The sequence below is a fragment of the Hymenobacter algoricola genome, assembly GCF_039539525.1.
Classification (GTDB): Bacteria; Bacteroidota; Bacteroidia; order Cytophagales; family Hymenobacteraceae; genus Hymenobacter; species Hymenobacter algoricola.
In genome coordinates this window covers 47,286-69,892 of record NZ_BAABDH010000003.1, presented here as the reverse complement: position 1 = coordinate 69,892, position 22,607 = coordinate 47,286, and the positions used below count along the sequence as shown (strand labels likewise).

18 protein-coding genes are annotated in these 22,607 nt (G+C 64.4%); 5 read left to right on the top strand and 13 right to left on the bottom strand.

Annotated elements, in window-relative coordinates:
- Window positions 1–95 precede the first annotated feature (95 nt).
- The gene (locus ABD842_RS00825; RefSeq protein ID WP_345108671.1) at window positions 96–1,247 is read left to right on the top strand and encodes a DUF6268 family outer membrane beta-barrel protein; all 1,152 of its coding nucleotides are present in this window, start codon (window positions 96–98) and stop codon (window positions 1,245–1,247) included.
- A gap of 412 nt (window positions 1,248–1,659) precedes the next feature.
- Entirely contained in the window at window positions 1,660–2,142 is a 483-nt protein-coding gene (locus ABD842_RS00820; RefSeq protein WP_345108669.1) for a hypothetical protein, read from the top strand.
- A gap of 273 nt (window positions 2,143–2,415) precedes the next feature.
- On the opposite strand, the gene ABD842_RS00815 is transcribed toward ABD842_RS00820, so the two are convergent.
- The 8 genes from ABD842_RS00815 to ABD842_RS00780 all read right to left on the bottom strand — a co-directional run bounded on the left by ABD842_RS00815 (window position 2,416) and on the right by ABD842_RS00780 (window position 11,524).
- A complete protein-coding gene (locus tag ABD842_RS00815) occupies window positions 2,416–2,826 on the bottom strand; it encodes a hypothetical protein (protein ID WP_345108667.1) in 411 nt (136 codons plus the stop codon).
- A gap of 48 nt (window positions 2,827–2,874) precedes the next feature.
- Window positions 2,875–3,180: a type IIL restriction-modification enzyme MmeI gene (locus tag ABD842_RS00810; protein WP_345108664.1), complete on the bottom strand. Its 306-nt coding sequence runs from the start codon at window positions 3,178–3,180 to the stop codon at window positions 2,875–2,877.
- Window positions 3,181–3,294: 114 nt separating this feature from the next.
- Complete coding sequence (gene ppk1, locus ABD842_RS00805; protein WP_345108661.1) at window positions 3,295–5,427, bottom strand: polyphosphate kinase 1; 2,133 nt, start codon at window positions 5,425–5,427, stop codon at window positions 3,295–3,297.
- A gap of 135 nt (window positions 5,428–5,562) precedes the next feature.
- The gene (locus tag ABD842_RS00800; RefSeq protein ID WP_345108658.1) at window positions 5,563–6,054 is read right to left on the bottom strand and encodes a SixA phosphatase family protein; all 492 of its coding nucleotides are present in this window, start codon (window positions 6,052–6,054) and stop codon (window positions 5,563–5,565) included.
- A gap of 191 nt (window positions 6,055–6,245) precedes the next feature.
- Window positions 6,246–7,967 (bottom strand): GEVED domain-containing protein, encoded by a 1,722-nt coding sequence (locus tag ABD842_RS00795; RefSeq protein ID WP_345108655.1) that lies wholly within the window; start codon window positions 7,965–7,967, stop codon window positions 6,246–6,248.
- Window positions 7,968–8,283: 316 nt separating this feature from the next.
- Window positions 8,284–9,543 carry a M43 family zinc metalloprotease gene (locus ABD842_RS00790; RefSeq protein ID WP_345108652.1) on the bottom strand — a complete coding sequence of 420 codons (1,260 nt, stop codon included), beginning with the start codon at window positions 9,541–9,543 and terminating at the stop codon, window positions 8,284–8,286.
- Window positions 9,544–9,769: 226 nt separating this feature from the next.
- Window positions 9,770–11,092, bottom strand: a complete 1,323-nt coding sequence (hflX, locus tag ABD842_RS00785; protein WP_345108649.1) for a GTPase HflX — start codon at window positions 11,090–11,092, stop codon at window positions 9,770–9,772.
- Between the two features lie 54 nt (window positions 11,093–11,146).
- The gene (locus ABD842_RS00780; RefSeq protein WP_345108647.1) at window positions 11,147–11,524 is read right to left on the bottom strand and encodes a c-type cytochrome; all 378 of its coding nucleotides are present in this window, start codon (window positions 11,522–11,524) and stop codon (window positions 11,147–11,149) included.
- 223 nt (window positions 11,525–11,747) lie between these two features.
- Here ABD842_RS00780 and ABD842_RS00775 point away from each other — a divergent pair, with 223 nt between their 5' ends.
- Complete coding sequence (locus tag ABD842_RS00775; RefSeq protein ID WP_345108644.1) at window positions 11,748–12,869, top strand: glycosyltransferase family 4 protein; 1,122 nt, start codon at window positions 11,748–11,750, stop codon at window positions 12,867–12,869.
- Between the two features lie 64 nt (window positions 12,870–12,933).
- Window positions 12,934–13,479: a dTDP-4-dehydrorhamnose 3,5-epimerase gene (gene rfbC / locus ABD842_RS00770; RefSeq protein ID WP_345108641.1), complete on the top strand. Its 546-nt coding sequence runs from the start codon at window positions 12,934–12,936 to the stop codon at window positions 13,477–13,479.
- Window positions 13,480–13,502: 23 nt separating this feature from the next.
- On the opposite strand, the gene ABD842_RS00765 is transcribed toward rfbC, so the two are convergent.
- The gene (locus ABD842_RS00765; protein WP_345108638.1) at window positions 13,503–14,804 is read right to left on the bottom strand and encodes a UDP-N-acetylmuramoyl-tripeptide--D-alanyl-D-alanine ligase; all 1,302 of its coding nucleotides are present in this window, start codon (window positions 14,802–14,804) and stop codon (window positions 13,503–13,505) included.
- Window positions 14,805–14,849: 45 nt separating this feature from the next.
- Here ABD842_RS00765 and ABD842_RS00760 point away from each other — a divergent pair, with 45 nt between their 5' ends.
- Window positions 14,850–17,159: a T9SS type A sorting domain-containing protein gene (locus ABD842_RS00760; protein WP_345108635.1), complete on the top strand. Its 2,310-nt coding sequence runs from the start codon at window positions 14,850–14,852 to the stop codon at window positions 17,157–17,159.
- A 73-nt stretch (window positions 17,160–17,232) separates the two neighbouring features.
- Here ABD842_RS00760 and ABD842_RS00755 read toward each other — a convergent pair whose 3' ends face one another.
- From ABD842_RS00755 to msrA, 4 genes are all read right to left on the bottom strand, one after another.
- On the bottom strand, window positions 17,233–18,042 hold the full coding sequence (locus ABD842_RS00755) for an amidohydrolase (RefSeq protein ID WP_345108633.1): 810 nt from the start codon (window positions 18,040–18,042) through the stop codon (window positions 17,233–17,235).
- A 156-nt stretch (window positions 18,043–18,198) separates the two neighbouring features.
- Window positions 18,199–19,356 carry a methionine aminotransferase gene (locus tag ABD842_RS00750; protein ID WP_345108631.1) on the bottom strand — a complete coding sequence of 386 codons (1,158 nt, stop codon included), beginning with the start codon at window positions 19,354–19,356 and terminating at the stop codon, window positions 18,199–18,201.
- A 24-nt stretch (window positions 19,357–19,380) separates the two neighbouring features.
- Window positions 19,381–21,699 carry a PAS domain-containing sensor histidine kinase gene (locus ABD842_RS00745; protein ID WP_345108629.1) on the bottom strand — a complete coding sequence of 773 codons (2,319 nt, stop codon included), beginning with the start codon at window positions 21,697–21,699 and terminating at the stop codon, window positions 19,381–19,383.
- A 157-nt stretch (window positions 21,700–21,856) separates the two neighbouring features.
- On the bottom strand, window positions 21,857–22,531 hold the full coding sequence (gene msrA / locus ABD842_RS00740) for a peptide-methionine (S)-S-oxide reductase MsrA (RefSeq protein ID WP_345108627.1): 675 nt from the start codon (window positions 22,529–22,531) through the stop codon (window positions 21,857–21,859).
- Window positions 22,532–22,607 lie beyond the last annotated feature (76 nt).

The following is a 22,607-nucleotide window of genomic DNA, read 5'->3' as shown; positions in this document are numbered from 1 at the left end:
CCCGGCGGCGGGCCTATCCTTTTGCCCGGATTCCCGTTAGCCCAACGATACTGCTTTCGGGCTCCTACCCTGCCCGGCTTTCACCACCCCACACGATGCTGACTTCTTACCGCTTTCCCTTTCCAACCCCCTCCGGCAAATGGCGGCTGACCACCGGCCTGGCCCTGCTGGGGCTGAGCTTCGCGGCCACGGCCCAGGTGACGCCCACCACGCCGGTGTACCCGCTGCCGGCCCCTGCTGCCGCCGACAGCAGCGTCATCGACCGGCAGGAGTTTGCCACGCCCTCGGTGGTGGGCATGGGCCCCAGCAAGGGCCTCGTGTTTCACTACGAGCGGGTGCCGCGCTTCAACGTGGCCTCCACGGGCAAGGTAGTCGGCCTGAAGGACTTCAGCTCGGAGGCCACCAAGAATGCCCGCTTCAACGTGAAGGGCTACATTCCGATGGTCAACCACCCCCACCTGAAGCTGATTCTGGGCATCAACTACGAGCGGGAGGAGTTTGCGTTCCGCGACTCGCCCACCGGCTACGAGCTCTACGACAACATTGAGGACAAGGGCCTCAAGACCCTGGGCGCCCAGCTGGCCGTGATCCGGCCGGTGAATACCGTGAACTGGTACATCTTCCGGGTGAAGGGTGAGCTGAGCGGCGACTATACCTCCTCCGAGCTCAGCGTGAAGGACTACCTGCGCGTGTCGTCGGAGTTTCTCTACGGCTGGAAGCGCAGCCCGACTTTCTCCTGGGGGCTGGGCGTGCAGCTGGGCTACACCTTCGGGCGCTTCAGCCCCTATCCGGCCCTGCTCTACAACCGCACCTTCAACAGCCGCTGGGGGGTGGAGGCCCTGTTTCCGGCCCGCGTGACGGTGCGCTACAACGTCGCGCCCAACTCCCTGCTCTTCGCCGGCTACTCCGTCGATGGCCTCAACTACATCACCAAGCTGCGCACGCCCCTGCAGCGCAACCTGGAAAACGGCATGTCCGACCCCGGCAAAACCGCCCTGCGTACCCTGGAGCTGCGCGAGACGGAAGTGAAGTTCCGCCTGCGCTGGGAGCGGGAAATCTACGACTTCCTCTGGTTTGGGGCCGAAGGCGGCTACCGCTACAACTACGCCTTCGACGCCTTCGACCGCACCAACGCCGACCGCGAGAAGATCATCGACAGCAAGCTGGCCGGCGCGCCCTACGCCAGCCTGGAGCTGTTCATTGTGCCCCCCCGCAAGTTCCTGAAGAAAACCGCCGGCCGCAAGTAAGCTGGTTGGCCCTCACCCGCAGGCAGTTTGAGGCCGTCGCCGGGCCAGTACACCGCCCACGCCTAACGCGAAGTTTCACTTCGCGACCCGTTGCTGACGCCCACCGCTGACCCGGGCCGGACGACGCGAAGGAGAACTTCGCGTTACGACGCTCACTGACTGCGAAACAGCGCCGCGAAGCAGCTCGCCTCGGCCTTGCTTCCTGAACAGCGGTCCTGTAAAAAGCCCTTTTCCGGTTCCGGAGAAGGGCTTTTTTCGTCCGCGGCCGGCGTTGCGGGCCCGTACCCGGCGGGCGGCTTGCAACAGCGGCGCACATTTGCCATCTTCGGAAACCTATTCTGCTTATCCACTACCCGAAGCGCCTCTTGCAACGCGCGTTTCTCCCATCTTCTACCCTTTACCCCCCCCTTCCATGCCCAACGAGTTCCGTTCCGATATCCCGGCCGCCGTGCTGACCCGGGTGCAGAAGTCCCTGGACGACATCAAGGCCGAGCTGGCGCCCTACCTGCTGTCGCTGACCCCCGAAGAGCGCAAAACCATGCTCCGCATGGGCGACAAGACCGTGGCCTTCGTGACCAAAACCACCGAGCAGGCCACCAACAATGCCGCCTTCGTGCCCGATTTTGTGAGCCTGGCCGAGTTGAAGCAGGATGCGGCCGGCATTGCCGCCCTGACCCCGCTGCGGCAGCAGTTCGAGCAGCTCGCCCTCGATACCGACTCCACCGTGATGGTGGCCGGCTCGGAAGCCTACGGCGCGGCCCTCACCGTGTATGGCAACATTAAGTTTCTGGCGAAAAACAAGCGCCCCGGGGCCCAGGCTGCCTACGACGAGCTGCGCACCCGCTTCCCCGGCAACACCACCGCCGGCCGCAAGCCCGGCCCCACCAAAGGCTAGCGTGGCCTGACCAAGCCCAAAAGGCCCGATTTCGAGCTGACGCGCCTCGGAATCGGGCCTTTTGGGCTCGCAATCGAAGCTGCGAGGCTCGATTGCGACCCGCGGAAGGTCGAAATCGGGCCTTTTCAGGGCGAAATCGGGCCAAGCTGGCTCGATTTCGACGCTCCGAAGACCGATTTCGACCTTCGGAAGCTCGAAATCGGCCTTCGGAAGCTCACTTGATGGGGTCGGACCCTCGATTGATGGGGGCGGACCCCCGGTTTCGGGTGGGGGCTAGGCCAGCAGCCAGCCCACGGCCTCGCCTTCGTTGTGAAATATTTCCATCTCGTAGTCGTGGATGCGGGCCAGGGCTTCGTGCACCAGGGGCTGGATGGCGGTATTGGTGCGCAGCATCTCGGCCTGGGCGGGCAAGATGAAGTAGGCCAGGCGCAGGCGGGCGGGGGCCATGGTAGCCACTGCCCGGGGCAGCCACTGCTGCGCCACCCACTCGGAGGCTTCCAGGGTGGGGGCGTCGCGGCGGCGCACATCCACGAGCCAGCGGGTGGCGTGGTGGGCGCGGCCGGCGGCCAGCCGGGCTTCGTACTCGGCTTGCAGGTCGGCGAAGCTGGAGTCGTGCCGCCAGCGGGCGGTGAGCAGGTCCAGGTCGGGACGGTACTGGAGGTCCAGACCGGGCGGGTTTGGCATGGGGGTGGGGAAAGGCGGCGGGCGGGGCTTTGGGTGAGGGGCCGGATGCTAGCGGTTGGCGGGAGCCTTGCGCGGGGCTTTGGGCGGCGGGGGCAGCAGGGGCGCCTGGAGCTGGCGGTACTGCTCAAACAAAAATTCGAGGCGGCTCAGCTCGGTGGGGAAAGCCGCGGCCCGGTAGCACAGGTCCACGGCCCGGTCGAGCTGCTGGTGGGCTTTTACCAGCACCGGGGGCATGGTGAGCGGGTCGTAGAGGGTGGCCAGGCTCTCGGCGGCACACTGCGCCCGCGCCGCCAGCACCAGCCGGGCCGCCGCTTCCACCGCCGCGGCCTGCTGCCCTACAAACACCAGAGCCACCGGCTGGGCAGCTGGTGGCTCTGGTGTTTGTAGGGCAGCAAGCTCCTCTCTCCTCAGGACTCTGCGCATAAAGCAGGTGCGGCTGGGGGTGAGGCTCCTGGGGAGGCCGGGGGGCTACCCGGCCGGGTCTTTCGGCGTCGGGGCCTTCTTCACCGGGGCGGCGCGGCGCTTGCTGAGCTTCTTCAGGTACTCGTAGGTTTCTACCTGGGCGCGCACCTGCTGCACCTCGCCTTCGGCCTGCCCGATGTAGTTGTTTTCCCAGTCGCGGGACTTCATGTTGTCCTGGCGCTGCAGGTCGAGCAGGTGGCGCACTTCGGCGCGCAGCGCGGGGTCGAGAATGGGGAAGGCCACCTCCACGCGGCGGTCCAGGTTGCGGGCCATCCAGTCGGAGGAGGCCACGAACACCTTTTCCTCGCCATCGTTGCCGAACACGTACACCCGGGCGTGCTCCAGGTAGCGGTCGACCATGCCGCGCTGCTGAATGTTGGCGCTCTGCCCCTCCACGCCGGGTATCACGCAGGAGATACCGCGGATCAGCAGCTCGACGCGTACACCGGCCTGGCTGGCCTCGTAGAGCTTCAGGATCATGCGCTCATCCTGCAGGGCATTCAGCTTGAGAATGATGTAGGCGTCCTTGCCGTGCTTGGCCAGCTTGATTTCCCGGTCGATGAGGTCGTTGAGCTTGTCGCGCAGCTCAAACGGGGCCACCAGCAGGTGCTCGAAGCCGGTTTTGGGCTGGCGGTCGTGGAAGTAGCGGAACACCTCGGCCGCCTCGTGGGTCAGGCGCGGGTCGCAGGTAAACAGGCCGTGGTCGGCGTAGATGTGGCTGGTGACCTCGTTGAAGTTGCCGGTGCTGAAGTAGGCGTAGAGGCGGTTCTGCTCGTCTTCGGTGCGGGTGATGAGCAGCAGCTTGCTGTGCACCTTCAGCTCGGGGATGCCGAAGATGACGTTGGCGCCGGCCTTTTGCAGCTTCTCGGCCCAGAACATGTTCGACTCCTCGTCGAAGCGGGCCTTGAGTTCCACCACCACCGTCACCTGCTTGCCGGCCTTCACGGCCTTGAGCAGGGCTTTGGCGACTTCACTCTTGGTCGCCACCCGATACAGCGTAATGCCGATGCTGGTGACGTGGGCATCGGTGGCGGCCTCGGTGATAAAGCGCGTCACGTAGTCGAACGACTGGTAGGGCAGGTGCAGCAGGTGGTCGCGCTCGGCAATGGCGGCCAGCATTTTGCCGCCGGTGCGGGGCAGCGTGGGGTGGGGCAGGGGCGGCTGCTCGGGGTACTGCAGGTCGGTGAGGCCCAGGGTCGGGAAGCCGAAGAAGTCGCGGAAGTTGTGGTAGCGGCTGCCTTCCACCAGCTCGTCCTTGCCGATACCGGTTTTCTGCATCACCTTCCTGAGCACGGCCTTGGGCATGCCCGGGTCGTAGAGCAGGCGGGCCGGGTAGCCGGTTTCGCGCTTCTGCAGGCTGCTCTTGATCTTGGCCATCATGTTGCCCGATACCTCCTCCTGGATGTCCAGCTCCGCGTCGCGGGAAAGCTTGAGGGCCTGCACCTGCACCTGCTGGTACTTGGGGTACAGGTCGTGCACGCAGCAGCGGATGACGTCGTCGAGAAACATCACGTAGTGCTCGGCGCCCTCGGTGGGCAGCTGCACGAAGCGGCCGCCGTGGCGCTTGGTGGGCAGCTCCACCACCACCACGCGCTCCTCGTCGTCGTGCTTCTTGGCTTTGGCTTTGAGGGGCTCGGTCAGGTGAAACGTCAGGTACACCGTCTGGTCCTTCAGAAACAGGTGGTGCATGTTCTCGTCCAGAATCACCGGCGAGAGCAGGTCCTGCACCTTCTCGCGGAAGTACCCGTGCACCCACTCCCGCTGCGTAGGGCTCAGGTCGTGCTCGGCAATGAGGTGGATGTGCTGGCGCTGCAGCTCGGGCAGGATTCCCTCGCGGAAGGTCTCGCCGAACTCCTGCTGCTGCCGGCCCACTTCGTCGAGCAGGTTTTTGAGCTGCTCGCCGGGGTCTTCGCCCAGCTTGGCGCGGGTTTTTTTCTTGAGCTTCACCAGCCGCCGCAGCGTGGCCACGCGCACCTTGAAGTACTCGTCGAGGTTGGAAGAGAAGATGGCCAGAAACTTCACCCGCTCCAGCAGCGGCACGGCCGGATTCTGGGCTTCCTGCAGCACGCGGCGGTTGAACGTGAGCCAGCTTAGCTCGCGGTTGAGCAGTACGGGTTGGTGTTTCTTGGTCGATTCCATTTTGGGGACTTGGGGACTTAGGGTCTTGGGGACTTAGGGACTTGGTATAGGGACGTGGGCTCTTCTGTCTCAGGACTTGGATTCGTTGAACGAAAACCAAGACCCTGAGTCCCCAGGTCCTTGAAACCCTAAGCCCTAATTATTCTTCGGGTAGTCGTAGAAGTAGAACTCGGCGTTGGCGCGGTCCAGCTTGGCCCAGTGCTCGGTATTGAACTTCAGGCACACGATGGCCGAGGTGGGCAGCTCGGGCATCTGGTTGGGGGAAAGCAGGTTCACAAACTCGGTGAGCGTGTTGTTGTGGGCCACCATCAGCACCGAGGCCGCCGCGTCGGGCAGCTGGCGCACGATGGCCAGCAGGCCGGCCACTTCGGCCCCGTAGATGCCCTCAATCACCTGGATCCGGTCGTGGGGGTAGCTGATTTCCTTGGCCACCAGCGAGGCGGTGCTCATGGCCCGCACGGCCGGCGAGCTGACCAGCAGGTCGAGCTGAATGCTGCGGGCGGCCAGGGCCCGGCCCATATGGGGGGCATCGTCGCGGCCCCGGTCGTTGAGGGGGCGTTCCTGGTCGCTCAAATCGTCGAAGCTCCAGCTGGATTTCGCGTGGCGCATCAGATACAGGGTTTTCATACAGTGGAGCGGCTAAATGGGATGGGCCTCTTTACTACGTGCTTCCCAAAATGGTTATTAAGAGTGCTGATCTAAGCGCAAGCTGGCGAAAAAATAAAAAGGCCCGCCGGGAGCCGGCGGGCCTTTTTTAGCCTAATCAGGAAAACCGCGGCGCGTAAGGGAAAGCTACGGTCCTCCCGAGTGAAGCTACTTTACTGCTTCACGAAGCGCTGGTGCGACACCTGGTCGCCGGCCGTGATGGTCAGCAGGTAAATGCCGTTGCTCAGGTTGGCTACGTTGAGCTGGCTGCCATCGAAGGCCACCTGCTTCATTTCGGCGCCGCGCACGTCGTACACCTTCACCGAAACGGCACTGCCCAGGCGGTCCGTCGGAATCACCACGTTCAGCACGTCGGCCGTCGGGTTAGGATATACGCTGTACTCAGTGCTGTTGCCGATGCGGGCCGTCGAGGCCGTTTTGGCCGTGCCGCCGGTGATGTTGACCGTGTAGTCCTCGGTTTCGCCGTAGCTGTAGGAGTTGCAGCTGGTGGTAGCCGAGTTGTCGCTCATCACCACGCGCAGGCGGGTCGTCCCCGATTTGGCTGCGGCCGGAACCGTAAACGTCGCGCTGCGGATGGTGGTCACGCTGCTGGCGGCGGCGTTTACCACCAGCTCGCCGGCGTCGGTGAACAGGCCGTTCTGGTTGTAGTCGATGTAGACCTTAAAGTACTCCGAGTAAGCCGTGCCCACGAAGCCCGCGCTGAAGCTGACGGTCTGCGAGGTACCGGCGCCGATGCTCGGAGCCGCCAGGGCCGTGCCGTTGTAGTAGCCGGCATCCGCGCCCGAGGTCCGGACCAGGGTACCGAGCTTCACGTAGTCGACGAACTCGTAGGCCACGCTCGTGCCCTTCGAAGCGCAATACGTAGCGGCAGGGGGAGGCGTGGTGCCACCGGGAGCCGTGCCGCCCAGGGAAGTAATCAGGGAAGCGCGGGAGCCGCCGGCAGTAAACAGCGCGTTCATGCGCGACGACTGGCCGGTAGAGAACATGTACATGCACGCGTCGTCGGTGTAGTCCATGTAGTTCATGAACATGTCGCCGTTGGTGGTGTTGCCGCAGGTGCGACGGGGGAAAGCCGGGCAGCCCGTGTTGCTGGTCTGCTGGGTGGGGGTATCGGTTACCAGGTCGTTGCCGCAGGAGGCATCGCCCCAGATGTGGCGCAGGTTCAGCCAGTGGCCTACTTCGTGCGTGGCCGTGCGGCCTTTGTTGAAGGGCGCCGACAGGTAGCCGGTGCGGCCAAAGTAGTTGGGGCCTACCACTACGCCGTCGGTGCTGGCGGCGCCACCCGGAAACTGGGCGTAGCCCAGGATACCACCGCCGATGTTGCATACCCACAGGTTCAGGTACTGGCTGGCGGGCCAGGCATTCAGACCACCGGTGGTGGTGCTCTTCATGGCATCAGCGGTGCCCCAAGTGGTCTTGGTGCTCGATTTGCGCTGGATGCCCGTGGTGGCGTTGCCGTTCGGGTCACGCTTGGCCAGTACAAACTGCAGGCCGGCATCGGCTGCCAGGCCCGCAAAAGCGGCGGGGGTATTATTTACGTCCGAGTTGAGCTTGCGGAAGTCTTCGTTCAGCACGGCAATCTGCGAAGCAATCTGCGCGTCGGAGATATTCTCGTTGGCGTTGCTGTACAGTACGTGCACTACTACCGGGATGGTGCCGGTGAGAGCCGTGCTGCGCTGGGAAATGGGGTTGGCTTCGAACTGGCGCGTCTGGTTTTCGATGGCAGCCATCCGCTGAGCCAGCGAAGGGTCAGCCGCCATCTGGCGCTCAAGGCTTTCCATGGTGGCACACTCCCGGGTTTTCTGCGCTTCCGCCTGGAAGCTAAGGCTCAAGCCCAAAAAGGCCAAGGCAAGTGCGTAATAGTTTTTTTTCATGCGAGAGAATTGGGGGGTTGGTTGGGGGAAAGGGTAAACGGAATGACAATGTAGATAATATTTGGAAGGCTACAATCCACTTTACTGTGAATATTTATAAAATACTGGCATAACTTTTTTGATAATGCACCGTAAGGCGCCGGTATTTTGAGAATTTGGCAACAAAAGCGCATCGCCGGCCGGTTGCTACGACCTGCAGGCGCGCCGCTTCAATCAGTAAAAAAGGCCGGCCTTTGGGGCCGGCCTTTTCATTGTCGGAGTCAGAGAAAGCAGCACGGTGCAGCTTAAGCTGCGCCGCGCGGCCTGCCCCGGGCACCTAGTCTTTCTGGAAGCGCTGACGCGTGGTCTGCTCACCGTTCGAAATGGTCATCTGGTACAGGCCCTTCGGCAGCTGGGCTACGTTTACCTGGCCCTGGCCATTGTAAACCGCCTGCTTCATTTCGTGGCCGCGCAGGTCGTATACCGTTACGTTCCAGGCGTTGGCCGTCTTCGGCAGGGTCAGGTTCAGCACGCTGCTGGCCGGGTTAGGATACATGGCTACTTCCGTGGTAGTAGCCAGCGCAGCGCGGGGAGCCGTGCCGCCTAAAGAGGTGATCAGGCCGGTGCGGGCCCCACCGGTGGCGAACAGCGCGTCCATGCGCGACGACTGGCCGGTGGTGAACATGTACATGCAGGCGTCGTAGGTGTAGTCCATGTAGTTCATCGACATATCACCCTGGTTGCCGCAGGTTACCTTAGGGAAAGCCGGGCAGCCACCGTTAGACGTCTGCTGGGTCGGGGTGTCCGATACCAGGTCGTTGCCGCAGGTGGCATCGCCCCAGATGTGGCGCAGGTTCAGCCAGTGGCCTACTTCGTGGGTAGCCGTGCGGCCCTTGTTGTAGCTGGTAGCCGTGCCGCCGGGAACCGACGAATACAGGCAGACCACGCCATCGGTAGCGGCTGCGCCACCGGGGAACTGGGCGTAGCCAAGCAAGCCGTTGCCGAGGTTACACAGCCAAAGGTTCAGATACTTATCAGCTGGCCAGGCGTCGCTGCCGCCACGGCTGGAAGACTTCACCGCGTCGTTGCTGCTAAAGGAGCGAGTCTTGGTCGACTTGCGGATAACGCCCGTAGTAGCAGCCCCGTTCGGGTCGCGCTTAGCCAGTACAAACCGAACGTTGGTGCTTGCCGCTACCCCCGTGAACAGGGAAGGAATCTGGCTGGCGTCGGCGTTGGTTTTGGCGAAGTCCTCGTTGAGTACCCGGATCTGCGCATCAATCTGCGCCTGCGGTACGTTTTGGGCGGTCGTATTGTAGATCACGTGGACGACCACGGGGATGGTGACAATGGCATTGGTCCGATTGGCGCCGTTGCCGGCCAGCACCTCCGCGGTCTGGCGCTCAATGGCGCGCATGCGCTGGGCCATAGCCGGATCGGCGGCCAGCTGAGCTTCCAGAACTTCCATGGATGCGCAGTTGCGGCCAACAACAGCGGCGGGGTTGCCACCCATGGGGGCCAGGCGGGCATCCTGGGCTTGAGCAGCAAATGAACCCAGGCCCAGGCAGGCCAGAGCAACAGCGTAGAAGGTTGTCTTCATGCGAAACGGTTTTCTTTGGATGGTGAGTGAATGAGTGGGGATATGGAAATATACGCAGGAGGGTTGCCATTTTTATAACAATGCCCTAATTATGTTAACATTTCGATAACAAATCGTTGAAATAACGCCGCAAATGACATTTGCGACGAACACAGAAAAAAGCCCCGTCACGCGGCGGGGGCCGGATGACGGGGCTGGCGAAAAGCATTTTTAAGCAGAAGGGAAGCTACTCGTCGTAGGCTTCGCCGACCTGGTTGGGGTAGCGCTGCCGGTGCAGGGCCGTCACGTGGCGCGTAAGCAGCGCCCGCAGCTCGTCGATGTTCTGCCGCTCCTGGGCCGAGATGAAAATCACCGGGTCGTGCATCTTGGCCATGTAAGTCGCCTGCAGCTGGGCCAGCGTCGGGCGGGGCGTCTCGTCCTCGTCGGGGTTCATGCCCTCAAACTCATCCTTCTTCAGCGCCGTCGAGTCCAGCTCATACTGGTCAATCTTGTTGAAAACCAGCAGCATGGGCTTGTCGGCGGCCTCAATGTCCTTGAGCGTGTCGTTGACCACCGCAATCTGCTCCTCAAACGACTGGTGCGAGATGTCCACCACGTGCACCAGCAGGTCGGCCTCGCGGATTTCGTCCAGCGTCGACTTAAAGCTTTCGATCAGGCGGGTAGGCAGCTTGCGGATAAAGCCGACGGTGTCGGAGAGCAGAAAGGGCGTGTTGTCGAGCACCACTTTGCGCACCGTGGAGTCGACGGTGGCAAAGAGCTTGTTTTCAGCAAACACGTCGGAGCGGCTCAGCAGGTTCATAATCGTGCTTTTGCCCACGTTGGTGTAGCCCACCAGGGCCACCCGAATCACGCCCCCGCGCGACTTGCGCTGGGTGTGGCTCTGCCGGTCGAAGTCCTTGAGCTTTTCCTTGAGAAAGTCGATTCGCTCCCGCACGACGCGGCGGTCGGTTTCAATTTCCGTTTCCCCCGGTCCGCGCTGGCTTACACCACCGCCGCGCTGCTTGTCGAGGTGACTCCACAGGCCGGTGAGGCGGGGCAGCAGGTACTGGTACTGGGCCAGCTCGACCTGGGTGCGGGCCGTGGCCGACTTGGCCCGGCGGGCGAAGATGTCGATAATAAGCAGGGAGCGGTCCACGATTTTCACCTTCAGCTCGGCCTCCAGGTTGCGCAGCTGCGAGGGCGAAAGCTCGTCGTCGAAGATGACCATGCTGGTGCGGCTGTGGTTCACGTAGGCCTTGATTTCGGCCAGCTTGCCCTCGCCCACGAAAGTGCGGGTGTCGGGCTTGTCGAGACGCTGAATGAAGCGCTTGGTCACTTGGGCACCAGCGGTTTCGGCCAGAAACTCCAGCTCGTCGAGGTACTCGCGGGTCTGAAGCTCGGGCTGGCGCTTGTCGGGTACGGCCACCAGCACGGCGGTTTCCTGGCCGTTGGTGGTATCGTAGGTGCCCAGGTTGGGGTCGCGCTTGGGCCCCGTGGTAGGGGCGTCGGTGGTGTGGTGGCGGGTGCTGTTGGTAGGATTCCAGCTATGCGAGTTGCCTTTTTTGGCCATGAGTTCAGGTAGTAAAAGTAAAGTGGCGCCCCACAAGGTTGCCGCAAAGCAGTCTTAGCGCAGCGTGAGAGAGTAAGCTGCCACCGCGTCGATTTCAGCCGGCGTGAGCTCGGTTTTGAAGGAAGGCATCAAGCCCAGGCCGTTCGTAACCAGGTACACGCGGCCGGTGGCATTCAGGTTGCTTTTGGTCAGGTCGTGGGCCCCGTTCAGGCCTTTTTTGCCGTCGGGACCGTGGCAGACAGCGCAGCGCTGGGTGAAGATAGCTTTGCCCGCTTCCAGTCCCGCATCAGCCGTGGGCGGAGCGGCCGCCGTTGGGGGCGCCGTGGAGTCGGGGGCCGAGGTGCAGGCCGTTGCTAACAGCAGCGGCAGCAAAATCAATCCCAAAAACCGGACTCCGCCGGAGCGGGGGCGGGAGAAAGTGCAAGGTCTCATCCGGCAAAGGTACGGAGCCGCCGATAGTGAGTTAGGTCCGCAATGCGCGGTAGGGACTGTCGCCCCAGCCAGCCGGCCTTCCGCCCTGGAAAAAGCGTATGCCGCCAGACCGGGAAGCGCCGGAACCCCTTCTGAGGCTGGTCCGGGCAAGGCGGCGGGACCTTCGTGTGCCGATTCCTGCCCGGTACCGCTACCTTTACGAACTCTATTCCCCGTCTGCCCTATGCGCGTTGCCATCGTCATCAATACCTCCTGGAACATCTGGAATTTTCGCGGCAGCCTGATCCGGGCCCTGCAGGCGGCCGGGCACGAAGTGCTGGCCATTGCCCCGCCCGACGCCTACTCGGAGCGCCTGGAAACCGAGCTGGGCTGCCGCTTCGTCCCGATTCTGATGGAGAACAAGGGCACCAACCCCGCCCAGGACGCTTTGCTCACGCGCCGCTTCTACAACATCTACCGCCGCGAAAAGCCCGACGTGGTGCTGCAGTACACCATTAAACCCAACATCTACGGTACGCTGGCGGCCAGGCTGGCCGGCATTCCGAGCGTCAACAACGTGTCGGGGCTGGGTACGGTGTTTATCGTCAAGAACTTCGTGAGTACGGTGGCCCTGAGCTTGTACCGCTTTGCCTTCCGCTTTCCCAAGCGGGTGTTTTTTCAGAACGGCGACGACCGGCAGCTGTTTCTCGACCACGGCCTGGTGCAGCCCGGCATCACCGACCTGCTCCCCGGCTCGGGCATCGATACCAACAAGTTCCGGCCCGCGGCCGAGTTCCGGCGGCAGCAGCCCTTCACCTTCCTCATGATTGCGCGGGTGCTCTACGAAAAGGGCGTGGAAGAGTACTTCGAGGCCGCCCGCCTGGTGCGCGAGGCCGTGCCCGGCGCCCGGGTGCAGCTGCTGGGCGGTATTGATGAGTCGGGCAACATCGGGGTGAAGCGGGCCCTGTTCGACGAGTGGCTGCGGGCGGGCCACGTGGAGTACCTGGGCACGTCGGACAACGTGGCCGAGCACCTGCGCCTGGCCGACTGCGTGGTGTTGCCCTCCTACCGCGAAGGCACGCCCAAAACCCTGCTCGAAGCCGCGGCCATGGGCAAGCCCATTGTGACGACCGACGTGCCCGGCTGCCGCGAAACCGTGGTGGATGGCCAGAACGGCCTGCTCTGCGAAGTGCGCAACGCTGCTGACCTGGCCGCCAAGATGTTGCAGGTGCTCCGCCTCGACGATGCGGCGCTGGCAGCCATGGGCCGGGCCGGCCGGCGGCTGGCCGAGCAGAAGTTCGACGAGCAGATTGTGCTGGATAAATACCTGCGCGTGGTCGAAGAAGTAGGATCAGGTCAGCGCTGAGCCTTAAAACTAGCTACCTTGTGCCCGTGCAGGCTCCCTCTGCGCGCCTCTTATTTTCCTGCTCATGGAAGTCAAGCAGCATGCCCTGGCGGGCGTCGTGGAGTTCACGCCCCGTATTTTCGAAGATTCGCGCGGTATCTTTTTCGAGTCGTTCAGCGCCCGGGTGATGGCCGAAGCCGGCGCCGTGGGCGAGTGGGTGCAGGACAACCAGTCCAGCTCGGGGCTGGGCGTGCTGCGCGGGCTGCACTTTCAGCGGCCCCCGTACTCGCAGGCTAAGCTCGTGCGCGTGGCTACGGGCCGGGTGCGCGACTTTATCGTGGACCTGCGCCGCTCGTCGCCCACCTATGGGCAGCACCTGAGCGTGGAGCTGGATTCGCGCCGGGGCAACATTCTCTACATTCCCACCGGCTTCGCCCACGGCTTCTACGCCCTGCAGGACGACACGCTGTTTCTCTACCGCTGCTCCGACTACTACGAGCCCGGCTCCGAGGGCGGCCTGTGCTGGAACGACCCCACGCTGAATATCAACTGGCACGCCACCAACCCCATCGTGTCGGACAAGGACAAGATGCTGCCCGCCTTCGCCGGGTTCGAGTCGCCTTTCGCGTAGGCGGCCCCCGCTAACCCGGCTGCTTACACCAGGCTCAGCACCGTTTCCAGCCCCATGCCGCGGGAGCCTTTGATCAGGATCTGGCGGCGGCTGAGCGGCTGGGCCTGCAGCCAGTGCGCCAGATCGGCTTTGGTGGGGAAGTACTGCGCCGTCGGGCAGGCTTCCAGGGCGTAGCGCATGTCGGGGCCGCAGAGCAGCACGGTGCCGAAGCGCTGGGCGGCCAGCAGCGCGCCCAGGGCCCGGTGCTCGGCTTCACTTTCCGTGCCCAGCTCAAACATGTCTCCCAGCACCACCACTTTGTCGGCGGCCGGGGCCGGGCGGGCGGCAAAGCTGGTCAGGGCCGCCGCCATCGACGACGGGTTGGCGTTGTAGGCATCCAGAATTACTTCGTTGCGGGCCGTGCGCACCAGCTGGGAGCGGTTGTTGGTGGGCGCGTAGCCGTTCAGGGCGGCCGCAATATCGGCGCTGGGCACCCCAAAGTGGGCCCCCACGGCGGCGGCGGCGGCCAGGTTCAGGAAATTGTAGCCGCCCGTAATCTGGGCCGTCACCAGCGTGCCATCAAACAGGCGCAGCAGCATCTGGGGCGAGTCGCTGAGCAGCTCGGCCGGGTAGGAGTCGGCCGGCCCGGGGTAGGTGATGCAGTGGGCCACCGGGGCCGCCAAACCGGGCAGCAGCGGGTCGGCGGTATTCACGAAGGCCGTGCCGCCCACCCGGGCCAGAAACCGGAACAGCTCACTTTTGCCCCGGGCAATGCCGGCCACCCCGCCAAAGCCTTCGAGGTGGGCCTTGCCGATGTTGGTAATCAGCCCGTGGGTGGGCTCGGCCAGCTGGCTGAGCAGGTCAATTTCGCCCTGATGATTGGCTCCCATTTCCACGATGGCCATTTCGTGCTCCCCGCGCCGGATGCTGAGCAGGGTAAGGGGAACTCCGATGTGGTTGTTGAGGTTGCCCTGGGTGTACTGCACCCGGTAGCGCTGGCTGAGCACGGCGTACACCAGCTCCTTGGTGGTCGTCTTGCCGTTGGAGCCGGTGATGCCGATAACGGGAATGATGAGCTGCCGGCGGTGAAAATGGGCCAGCTGCTGCAGCGCCACCAGCGGGTCGGGGGCGTAGGTGTAGCGGTCCGGGTCGGTGGCGGCCAGCGCGGCATCATCCACCACGGCGTGGCGGGCACCCTGGGCCAGGGCCGCCGCGGCAAAGTCGCGGCCCCGGAACGAGGGGCCGTTCAGGGCAAAGAACAGCGTGTTGGCCTGGGGCTGCCGCGAGTCGGTACTCACGGCCGAGCAGTGCTGGAATATCTCGTAAAGGGCCGCTGCGTCTTCCATGCTGATTCTGCGTAACTTGGAACTGAATTGTAAACCTGAAAAACTATGTCGCCGATGCTACGCCGGGGCCTTTTTGTGCTGCTGCTGAGTTTGCCCCTGGGCTGGGCGCCCGCCGGGCGGGCCCAGTCGGCCGGCAGCCTGTTCGGGTTTGAACACCGCGACGTGGCAAAAGTAGTGCAAGGCACCGACACGCTGCGCAACGCCTGGGCCGGCGGCCTGAATTCGGCCCAGTTTTCCAGTATTGAGCTCAACGGCGACAACCAGCCCGACCTGTACCTGTTCGACCGGATCAGCCGCCGCTCGATGACGTTTCTCAGCGCGCCGGCCGTTGGTGGCGGGCGCCGCTGGCAGTACGCGCCCGAGTACGAGGCGCTGTTTCCGACCGATATGCAGAACTGGGTGCTGCTGCGCGACTACGACTGCGACAACCGCCCCGACCTGTTCACGGCCAGCCAGATTCCGGGCAATATCCGCGTGTTTCGCAACGTGGCCGGGGCCGGCGGGCGGCCCTCGTTTCAGCTTACGGCGCCCAACCTGTACTACTTCGACCCCGCGCCGCCGCCCGGCGACGTGAACATCACCACCGGGGGCTTCAACCTGCCCGACATCCGGGACGTGAACGGCGACGGCAAAGTGGACATTCTGTGCCACGACTTCGGCGGCAACTACGACATCCGGCTGTTTCTCAATACCAGCTCCAGCTGCGGCGGACTCACCTTTGCGCCCCCCATTGAACGCTGGGGCGGCACGCGGATCTGCTTTTCGGCCTGCACCTCGTTCGTGTTCGATAATGCCACCTGCCGCTCCGTGCAGCAGATCAATCATACCTCGGGCAACAACCTGCTCACCCTGGACCTCGACGGCGACGGCGACCTGGATATGCTCACCGGGCGCGACTACTGCACCGAGCTGACCAAGGTCATTAACAGCGGTACCAACCTGGTACCGCGCATGACCAGCACCGGCCTTGAAACCAACTTTCCCTCGAACACCACCCCGGCCCACCTGGCCAACTTCCCCTCGCCCTACTACCTCGACCTGACCTTCGACGGCCGCCCCGACCTGGCGGTGACGCCGAACGTGTTCGACAACCTCGACACGCTCGACACCCGCCAGACGGTGCTGCTGTACGAAAACGTCAGCGCCACCAGCACGCCCACGTTTGAGTACCGCCGCAACGACTTTCTGCAGCGCGACATGCTGGACCTGAGCGAGAAGGCCGCGCCTACCTTCGGCGACCTGGACGGCGACGGGCTGAAGGATATGCTGGTGGGCGGCGTGAGCCGCAACACGCCCAACGGCTTCTACCGGGCCACGCTGTCGTACTACCGCAACGTGGGCACGGCCACCAAGCCGGTTTTTCGCCTCATCGACAGCAACTACCTCGGCCTGGCGGGCCCCGGCCAGTTTTATTCCTCGCTGCGCCCCTCGCTGGTCGACCTGAACCGCGACGGCGCCCTGGACCTGGCTTTCTCGGGCAACAGCCGCGGCAGCTCCTACAACTTCGTGGGCTACCTGCTCAATACGGCCGCCGCCAACCAGCCCGCCGCCTACAACCTGGGCAGCATTGCCTACATCGACAACCTGCCAAGCCGCCAGTACGACAATGCCACCTTTGCCGACATCGACGGCGACGGCAACGTGGACCTGCTGGTGGGCACCGACACGAATGCCCTGCCGGGCGGCGCGCTGCGCTACTACCGCAACAACGGGACGCTGCCGCTCCGCTCGGCTTTCGTGCTGGTCAATAACGATTTCGGCCAGCTGCGCACTGATGCCAACCAGCGGCCCGTCTCGCTCGCGTCCACGGTGGCCGACATCGACGGCGACGGCACCATCGACATGCTCACCATCGACACGACCGGGGAGCTGCGGTTCTTTCCGAACCTGCGCGCCCAGAGCGCCATTTTCCTGGACCGCAGCGACCTGCTCTACAATTCGCTGCTGGGGCAGTACCAAGCTACCAACCTGGGCGGCAAGCTCACGAACTCCTACGCGCTGGCCGCCACCGACCTGAATGCCGACGGGGCGCCGGAAGCCTTTGTCGGCACCGAAACCGGCGGCGTGGTGGCTTTTGGTACCCGCAACAACCTGCTGCTGGGCACCCGGCAGGCCGCGGCGCTGGCCGTGGGGCTGAGCGTGTACCCGAACCCGGCCACGGCCACGGCTACCGTAGAAGCCGCCCAGCCCGTGCGCCTGACGCTGCTGGACCTGACGGGCCGCCGGGTGCGTACCGCCACCACCCCGGCCCGCACGCACGCCCTCGACCTGCGCGGGCTGGCGGCGGGCCTGTATCTGGTGCGGGCCGAGACGGCCGCGGGCCAGTCGAGCGTGCTGCGCCTGGCGGTACGGTAACGCGGAGTAAGGGAAAAGCAAAAGCCCTTCGACTGCGCGGTCGAAGGGCTTTTTATTGGATGCTGCAAGCGGGCTAGTTGTGGTGGGCCGCGGAGTACACGGGCTCCCGCAGCACAAACGGGTCGGCGTCCTGCAAGGCGGGAAACCGTTCCCGGAAGGCCTGCAGGTCGTCGCGGCGCAGGGTGCGGGTGATGCTGGTTTCCTGGTTGCCGACTTCGACGAGGTACTCACCCCGCATGTCCAGCAGGGCCGAGTCGCCGGCGTAGGCCAGGCTGTTGCCATCGATGCCCACGCAGTTGACGCCCATGGTATAGGCCAGGTTTTCCATGGCGCGGGCGCGCAGCAGCGTAATCCAGGCGGTGCGGCGGGAAGCGGGCCAGTTGGCCACGTACAGCAGCAGGTCGTAGGGCTCGGCGGCCGGGTTGCGGCTCCAGACCGGGAAGCGCAGGTCGTAGCACACCAGGGGGCAGATGCGCCAGCCGCGCCACTCTTCAATCAGCCGTTCGGTTCCCGGTGTGTACACCTGCCCTTCGCCGGCCACGCCGAACAGGTGGCGCTTGTCGTAGTAGCTCAGCGTGCCGTCGGGCCGCACCCAGAGCAGCCGGTTGTAGTAATGTCCCTGCTCCTGGATGATGACGCTGCCCGTAACGACGGACGAGCGGCGGGCGGCCACCTCCCGCAGCCAGGCCACGGTGGCGCCATCCATCGTTTCAGCCAGGGCCGGAGCTGCCATGCTGAACCCGGTGGTAAACATTTCGGGCAGCACAATCAGGTCCGTTGGAATGGAAATCTCCTCAATATGCCGCCCCAGTTCCGCCCGGTTGGCGGCCGGGTCATGCCATTGCAGCGAGGACTGGACGAAGGAAACAGTTAAGTCGGGCACGAGCTGGGAGGAGTTGGCAGGTGAGAAGAATTTTCTGAATGATAAGCAAAAATGATGATAACCTGAAATCAAATAATGCTATTACGGGCAAGCTAGTTCCGTACTATCCGCCAATCCGGACTGCGGCACCGACCACGGCAAACCCCAGCCCACGGGTTACAGATTTCGCAGCCGGGCGGCTGCGGCCCGCAGCGTTTCGTCGCGCTTGGCGAAGCAGAAGCGCACCAGCCCGTGATCCTGCCGGTCGTGGTAGAAGGCCGATACCGGCACCACGGCCACGCCCACCTCGCGGGTCAGCCACTGGGCAAAGGTGACGTCGTCCTGCCGGGAAATCTGCGCGTAGCGGGCCAGTTGGAAGTAGGCGCCCTGGGCGGGCAGCAGCTCAAAGCGCGAGTCCCGGAGCAGGTCGGCGAATAAGTCGCGCTTGCGCTGGTAGAACCCGGGCAGGGAAGTATAAAGTTCGGCGTCGGGCAGCACGTCGGCCAGGGCGTGCTGGGTAGGCGTGCTCACGGCAAACGTGACGAACTGATGCACCCGGCGCACCTCGGCCGTGAGCAGGGGCGGGGCCAGGCAGTAGCCAACTTTCCAGCCGGTGGCGTGGTAGGTTTTGCCAAACGACGACAGCACGAAGCTGCGCTCGGCCAGCAGCGGCTCCTGCAACGCGCTGCGGTGGGACTGCCCGTCAAATACCATGTGCTCGTACACTTCGTCGCTGAGTACGAGCGTGGCCGAGTGCTCGAGCAGCTGGCCCAGGGTGCGCAGGTCGGCGGCGGTCAGCACGGCGCCGCTGGGGTTGTGGGGCGAGTTGAGCAGCACCAGGCGGGTGCGGGGCGTGAGGGCCGCTGCCACCAGATCCCAGTCGGGGCGGAAGCCGGGCGGGCACAGGGGCACATATACCGGCACGCCGCCCTGCAGCCGGATAGCCGGGCCGTACAGGTCGTAGGCCGGCTCCAGCACCAGCACCTCGTCGCCGGGGCGCACCACGGCGGCCAGCACGGCGTACAGAGCCTCGGTAGCTCCGCTGGTCACCGTTATTTCCGTGTCGGGGTCGGGAGCGGGCACGCCGTAGAGCAGGGCGGTTTTGCGGCTGATCTGCTCCCGCAGCCGGGGCAGGCCGGGCATGGGCGCATACTGCTGGTGCCCGGGCGTGGTGGCGTGGCGGGCCAGGGCACCACTCAGCACCTGCGGCGGGTCGTAGTCGGGGAAACCCTGGGCGAGGTTGATGGCCCCGTACTCGGCCGCCAGCTGCGACATCACCGAGAAGATACTGGTGCCTACGTCGGGCAGCTTCGATACAAGAGGGGGCAAAGGCATAAGCAGCAGGCAGGCCGAAATAAATCAGATAAAGTAGCTCAGCTCGGGCGGGGCCGCGGCGGGCTGAGCCGTGGGGGCCAGGTGAATCCGGAAGGTGGTGCCTTCGTTGACCTGGCTCTGCACTTCGACGTGGCCGCCGTGGCTCTGCACGATGCGGTTGACCAGGTACAGCCCCATACCCGAGCCCGCCACGTGGCTGTGGAAGCGCCGGAACATGGTGAACAGCTGGTGGCCGTAGCGTTCCATGTCGATGCCCAGGCCGTTGTCCTGCACGATGATGACGGGGTGGCCCGCTTCCAGGGCGCTGCGCACGGCGATGCGCGGCTGCCGGCGCGGGGCGGCATACTTCAGGGCATTGCTGAGCAGGTTGTAGAGCACGCTCTGCAGGTTGGGCCGCACAAACTCCACCACCGGCACCAGGGAAAAGTCCAGGGTGACGATGGCGCGGGAGGAGTCGAGCTGCTCGCTGATGCTGGTCAACACTTGCTGGGTGAGCTGCTCCAGCCCGATGGCTTCGGCCGGCAGCGCGTGGCGCAGCTTCTGCACCTTCACCAGCTCCGAGAGGTTGTGAATGGTGTCGTAGATCTGCTGCAGGGCCCGCTCAAACATGGCAATGAGCTTAACGGCGTCCGGGTCGCGGAAGTAAGCCGTGCGGGTCAGCTCCTCGAAGATGCCGGCCATGTTGTTGATGGGCTGCTTGAGGTCGTGCGAAGCGGTGTAGACGAAGTTGTCGAGGTCCTCATTGATGCGCAGCAGCTCGCGGTTCTGCTCCTTGAGCTGCTCTGCCACGCGCTGGGCTTCCGTGACGTCGGTGTTGGTACCAAACCAGCGGACGACCTGCCCCTGCTCGTCGCGGATGGCCTGAGCCCGCGACAGAAACCAGCGGTACTCGCCCTCGGCGCTGCGAATGGGAAACGTGTCTTTCCAGGGCTGCCCGGTGGCCAGCGCCGCCTGCCACCGCTCCACCACGCTGGTCACGTGGTCGGGGTGCTGCACCTGCTGCCAGCCCCAGCCCTGCATCTGCTCGGGCGTGGTGCCGGTATAGTCGTACCACTGCTGATTGTACCAGAAAATATGCCCGTCCGGCGCGGCCATCCAGGCTAGCTGGGGCATGGCGTTGGCCAGCAGCCCAAACTCCTCCTCCCGCTGGCGCACGGCGGCGTCGAGCTGATCGGCGCGGTGGCGCACCAGCACCCGCTCGGTGGCATCGACGGCAAACATGAGGATGCCATGGGTCTGGCCGGCCTCATCCTGAAAGGGCTGGTAGGTGAAGTCGAAGTAGCGCATGTCCACGGGCTGCCCTGCCGCGCCAATAACCGGGAAGGGCGTTTCGAGGGCCGAGTAGGGCTGGCCGGTTTCGTACACGTGGTCCAGCAGCCGGGTCAGGCCGTTGTGGGCTATTTCCGGCAGCGCCTCGGCCACCGGCAGGCCCAGGTGGGCGCGGTTTTCGAGCAGCAGCTGCAGCCGGTCGTTGACGAAGCCAATGAGGTGCTCCCTCCCGAACATGGTGATGATGTAGGCCGGCACGTTGCCGATGATGGCTTGCAGCTGCTGGTCCTTTTCCTGCAGCAGGGCCATGGTCTGCCGCCGCTCGTGGATGTCGGTATTGGTGCCGACCCACTGCAGGATGGTGCCGTCGGCGCTGTGCATGGGCTTGGCGCGCGAGATAAACCAGCGGTACTGGCCCTGGCGGTTGCGCCAGCGCTGCTCGGCCTCGTACTGGGTGCCCGTGGCCAGGGCGTGCTGCCAGTGCTGCAGGGTGGTGGACAGGTCGTCGGGGTGAATAAATTTCTCCCAGCCCCAGTCCTGCAGCTCGGCAAAGGTGCCCCCGGTGAAGTCATACCAGCGCTGGTTGTAATAAAGCACCCCGCCCTCAGGCTGCGAAATCCAGGCCATCTGGGGCAGCACCTCCAGCAGCAGCCGAAACCGCTCGTTGCTCTGCTGCTCGGCCACCACCTGCTCCGTCACGTCGAGCACCCGGCACAGCAGGTAGCGCAGCTCCCCGCCCGTCGCCAGAATGGGCCGCAGCTCGATGCTCCAGTGGGCGGACGGGCGACGGCCGTTGGCGTGGCCGGCGCTGTGGCGCAGGCTCAGCGTCTGGTTGTGCTGGTGCTGCACTGCCTGGGTTAGCGCGGTCCGCCACTCGGCCAGCACGGCTGGCGCCAGGGCCGGGCGCTGCTCAAAAACGGCCAGCACCGGCTGCCCCACCAGCTCTTCCCGCCGCCGCCCCAGCAGCCGGCACATGCCCACGTTGGCCGCCAGAATCGTCAGATCGGGTGCCAGCGCCAGATGCGGCGCGAGCAGGGCCTCGAAAATGAGCTCAAAGTCAACGGCGGCAGGCATAGCAGCAAAGAAAATGGGGTCGGGGCGGGCACCGGCAGCCAGCAGCGGAAGCGGCTGGCGCCAAACAAATATAAGCCGTGACTGGCAGTCGCCTCCAAAAAGGCCGGGCCGGGGCCAAAAAAAGCCCTGCTTCGAAAAAAGCAGGGCCCGGGCAAGGTCATTTCTTAAGCTTATCGGCAAACTTCTGCCGGAACTTGGCCACTTTGGGCTCCGATACGCTGCGGATGTAGGAGTCGTCGGGGTGCAGGCGGTAGTAGCCCTGGTGGTAGTCTTCGGCGGGCCAGAACCGGGTAAAGGCCGTCACCTGAGTGACTATCGGGTTCGGGTAGTGCTTCGACTCGTTTACGCGCCGGATGGTGGCCTCGATAAGCTGCCGCTCTTCGGGCGTGCGGTAAAACGCCACCGAGCGGTACTGCGCGCCGGCGTCGGGACCCTGGCGGTTGAGGGTGGTCGGGTCGTGGGCGGCTTCAAAAAATACGTCCAGCAGGGTTTGGTAGCTGACCTGCTGGGGGTCGTAATACACCTCAATGGATTCGGCGTGGCCGGTGGCGCCGCTGCCTACCTGCTCGTAGGTGGGGTTCTGCTCCGGCCCGCCGGCGTAGCCCGACACCACCTGCTGCACGCCGCGCAGCTCCTCAAAAACTTCCTCTTCGCACCAGAAGCAGCCCCCCGCGAAGGTGGCCACGGCCAGGCCGCTCAGGTTGCTGGGGGCCGCCCCGGTGGTGGGCTGGCTGAAGGGGGTAGCAGGCGCATCGGCCGTGGCCGGCTGGCGCTGGGTGCAGGAGGCCAGGCTCAGCAGCAGCCCCAGCAGGTAGAAAGTTGGCTTGTTCATCACGGGTTCCTATACGCAGCCGGCCCGCCGCCGGATGCAGCCCCCGCACTTTGCCCAAACCGGCGCTATCTTGGCG